Here is a 4150-nt window from a genome sequence, read left to right as displayed (position 1 = left end):
CAGGACGAAAGCGCGGCAGTCAAGACGACGAAGTTGATGATGCCTGCGGCGTAAGGAATGCCCAGCTTCTCGAAGGTCATGACGAACGGGCTGCCCTTGAGACCGATTTCCGTCCACGGATAAATCGACATGATGACGAACAGCGCGCCGACGTAGAAGATGAGAATGCGCCAGAACACGTTGTCGATCGCTTTTGTGAGCGCTTTCGCCGGGTCTTTGACTTCACCGGCCGTTACCCCGATCATTTCGATCCCCAGATAGGCGAACATGATCATCTGCATGGCCAGCAGCACGCCCGACCAGCCATTCGCAAAAAAGCCTCCATGACTCCACAAGTTGCTGATTCCGACGGCGATGCCGCCATTCCCCAGACCGAATACGATCATGCCTACGCCAACGACGATCATGAAGATGATGGTGACGATTTTGATGAGCGCGAACCAAAATTCCAGCTCGCCGTAGACTTTAACGGCAATCAGGTTGACCAGACTCATGATGACCAGCGCCGCCAGCGCCCAAATCCACCTAGGCACCCCCGGGTACCAATACTCCATATAAATCCCGACCGCGGTTATTTCGGCCATACACGTAACGACCCAAATAAACCAATAGTTCCATCCCGTCAAAAAGCCGAACACAGGGCTCATATATTCCCGGGCGTAGCGGCTGAACGAACCGGCCACCGGCTTCTGAACGGCCATCTCCCCCAACGCCCGCATAATGAAGAACATCGCCAGCCCGCCGATCATGTAACCGATCAGTATCGCAGGCCCGGCTACCTTTATTGCCGATGCGGAGCCCAGAAACAAGCCGACGCCGATTGCCGCGCCAAGCGACATTAAAGTAATGTGCTTTTGCTCCAGTCCCCGTTTCAATTCATTGTTGTTTTTCACAAAAAATCTCCTCCAATAGTTAATTTCCAGGCTTGCGCTTGCATTATTCGTGCCTTAAAGGATAGAGACTTGCTTCTGTCTGTTACTTCCCTCCTTATGAATCTGCCGCGAGCCGATCCGCCCCTGCGAAAACGACTGTGCTTAAAATTTTACCAAAAACTTGCGCAGGAACAACAGTATGCGCTTACATTCGCTTTTGTGACGAATTGATGTCTAATATCGTAGCACACTCGTTCCCGTCTGCATTTGTCTTGTTACTAAAAAATAATGTGACCGATTTGTGATATTACACAAAAGAGCCCGTCCCACCTGCGAAAACGCTTACGTTTTGTGAAAAAACACAAAAGCATCCAATTCTTTTCAGCTCGTTTCACGAAGAAAAACGCAGGATTTGTTCGATATACTCAGCTTACCGAACGATCCAACCACAATATCGAGGGAGATGGCAATAATGATTATCGGCGTGCCAAAAGAAATTAAAAACAATGAAAACCGCGTAGCCATTACGCCTGCCGGCGTGTCTACAGTTGTGCAGGCGGGCCATAGCGTGTATATTGAAAAAGGAGCCGGTCTTGGCAGCGGCTTTACGGACGAGCAATATGCGGCGGCCGGAGCCTTGCTCGCCGATGCCGCGCAAGAGGTTTGGGAAAAATCCCAAATGATCATGAAGGTCAAAGAACCGCTTTCTTCCGAATACGGTTATTTCCGGGAAGGACTGATCTTGTTCACCTACCTTCACCTGGCCGCCGATGCGGAATTGGCCACAGCCTTGACGAAATCGGGTGTCGTTTCCATTGCGTACGAAACGGTTGAAGTCAACCGTACGCTCCCTCTGTTGACTCCTATGAGCGAGGTTGCCGGTCGGATGGCGACGCAAATCGGTGCGCAGTTCCTGGAGAAGCCGTATGGCGGAAAAGGCGTGCTGCTTGCCGGCGTGCCCGGAGTACAGCGGGCGAAAGTCACGGTCATCGGCGGCGGCGTAGTCGGTACGAACGCGGCGAAAATTGCTGTCGGTCTAGGCGCCGATGTGACGGTAATCGATTTGAGCGCAGACCGGCTTCGTCAGCTTGACGATCAGTTCGGTCCGCAAATTCAGACGCTTATGTCCAATCCTTATAACATCGCCCAAGCGGTCCGTCAATCCGATCTCGTCATCGGAGCGGTGCTCATTCCAGGAGCCAAAGCGCCTAAGCTGGTTAGCGAAGATATGGTGCGCAGCATGTCGCCAGGCTCCGTTGTTGTCGATGTTGCCATCGATCAGGGCGGAATCTTCGCAACGGTTGACCGCATAACCACCCACGATGCGCCTACGTATGTCAAGCACGGCGTAGTCCACTATGCGGTAGCCAATATGCCGGGTGCGGTTCCGAACACCTCCACCATCGCCCTGACCAACGTAACGATTCCGTACGCGTTGCAAATCGCGAACAAAGGCGTGAAGCAAGCGATCGCCGATAGCCCGGCCCTAGCTAAAGGTCTCACCACAGCAGGCGGTGCCATCACATACGAAGCAGTCGCGAAAGATCTGAATTACGACTATGTGCCTGCACATAAAGCACTGGAAACCGTATCCAGCCGATAAATAAGCAAAACTCCCCCGTCCTCGGGGGAGATTATTATTTATTCAGCAAATTATAAGAAAAGCTTCTTATCGAAGCCTTTTCGAGGAAGATACATTCGTGTTTTAGTGGAAACTTTTCTTGCGTTATAGAATTCAATCAGCTCCGCTGATAACTTATAAAATGCTATATCTACCACGAAGGAGCAGCACAACATGCACACAAGGAACGATAGGATTGTGAAACCGCACGAAGAGCTCGCCCGTTCGATTATGCCCGAGCCAGACTACGCCTATTGGGACGGCAGCTTCAGCCACCGTCCGACATTGGCCGAAATCTCGCTGGATGCGATCGCCTCGAACGCGGCGTACTTCAAGTCGCTTCTCCGGCCCGGCTGCCAGTGGATGGCGGTTGTCAAAGCGAACGGGTACGGCCACGGCGCGGTGGAAACTGCCAGAACGGCGCTAAGCTCCGGCGCGGACCGCCTCGGAGTCGCTTTTCTGGATGAAGCGCTCCGCCTGCGGTCGGCGGGCATTGCCGCCCCGATCCTTGTGCTCGGCTACACGCCTCCGGAAGCGATCCGGGAGGCCGTTGCGGCCGATGTGACGCTGACGGTGTTTAGCGGTGAGGTGCTCGAAACAGTGATGCGCGAAGCGGAGAGCTTGGGCCGGGCATCCCGGATTCATCTTAAGATCGAAACCGGGATGAACCGGCTCGGGGTTACGTCGACAGATGCCGCACTGCAGTTCGCCCGACGCGCGAACGAGAGCCCTTATGTGACGCTGGAGGGTGTATTTACGCATTTTGCCAATGCAGACCATCCGAGTCCGGCATACACGGAACTGCAATTGGCGAGGTTTCTCGAATTTCGCGGCGCTTTTGAGGAAGCCGGGATTTCCGTTCCTCTCTGGCATTGCTGCAACACCGCCGCAACCATTGCTTATCCCCATATGCATTTGAACATGGTGCGTGTCGGGATCGGACTGTACGGCTTGAAGCCGTCAGTAAGAGGCGCTATCGCAGGCGCTCCCCTCAAGCCCGCCATGCGGCTCAAATCGCAAATCGTATCGCTCAAAGACGTCCCGGCGTTGGAGCCGGTCAGCTACGGGTGCACGTTTGCCTCCGACAAAGATACCAAAATTGCCACGGTGCCACTCGGATACGCGGACGGTATGCCGCGGGCGCTCTCCAACAAGGGAACCGCAACAGTACGCGGGCAGTCTGCGCCGATCGCCGGAACGATCTGCATGGATCAGTTGATGCTCGATGTTACCGCGATTCCGGAAGCGAATCTCGGCGACGAAGTCACGCTCTTCGGCACGCCGGATGACAAAGTGACCGCCGCCGATGTCGCAAGCCATGCGCACACGATCCATTACGAGATCGTATGCGGCATTGGCGCCCGGGTTCCCCGGATTTACGTGCAGGGAGGCCGGACGATTTCCACGCGCTTTATATGATCGGACGGCACGACAAACGAGCAGGGTCTCCCCTGCCCGTTTCGTTGTATTTTCAGGCTCGTTCTAGGTAAGGCAAAAACCGTCGATCCGTTGTCCGTTAATGATCCGGAGCTTCCTGGTTTGCGAGCAAGACGACACGACTTTGAACACGCAATTCCGTTCGGACAACGGTCTGATGCAGCGGTTCTGAACTTTGGCCGCCAACACGAAGTCGGCAGTGGGGTATCCACTGGAGAAG

3 protein-coding genes are annotated in these 4150 nt (G+C 54.4%); 2 read left to right on the top strand and 1 reads right to left on the bottom strand.

The annotated features are described in order from the left end of the window. On the bottom strand, positions 1 to 839 hold an 839-nt coding region (locus QJ48_RS14260), incomplete at its 3' end, for an amino acid permease (protein WP_237762915.1). 505 nt (positions 840 to 1344) lie between these two features. Between QJ48_RS14260 and ald the strand changes: the two genes are divergently transcribed. Then, complete coding sequence (gene ald / locus QJ48_RS14255; RefSeq protein ID WP_054974232.1) at positions 1345 to 2475, top strand: alanine dehydrogenase; 1131 nt, start codon at positions 1345 to 1347, stop codon at positions 2473 to 2475. Between the two features lie 192 nt (positions 2476 to 2667). After that, the gene (gene alr, locus QJ48_RS14250) at positions 2668 to 3912 is read left to right on the top strand and encodes an alanine racemase (protein ID WP_237762914.1); all 1245 of its coding nucleotides are present in this window, start codon (positions 2668 to 2670) and stop codon (positions 3910 to 3912) included. Positions 3913 to 4150: the final 238 nt, after the last annotated feature.

The organism is Paenibacillus sp. A3, assembly GCF_001399685.1.
Lineage (GTDB): Bacteria > Bacillota > Bacilli > Paenibacillales > NBRC-103111 > Paenibacillus_G.
This window is presented reverse-complemented; position numbering and strand designations above follow the sequence as displayed.

Excerpts from the sequence above, each read along its gene's own strand:
- ald (WP_054974232.1), top strand. The coding sequence starts at position 1,345 with ATGATTATCGGCGTGCCAAAAGAAATTAAAAACAATGAAAACCGCGTA.
- alr (WP_237762914.1), top strand. The coding sequence starts at position 2,668 with ATGCACACAAGGAACGATAGGATTGTGAAACCGCACGAAGAGCTCGCC.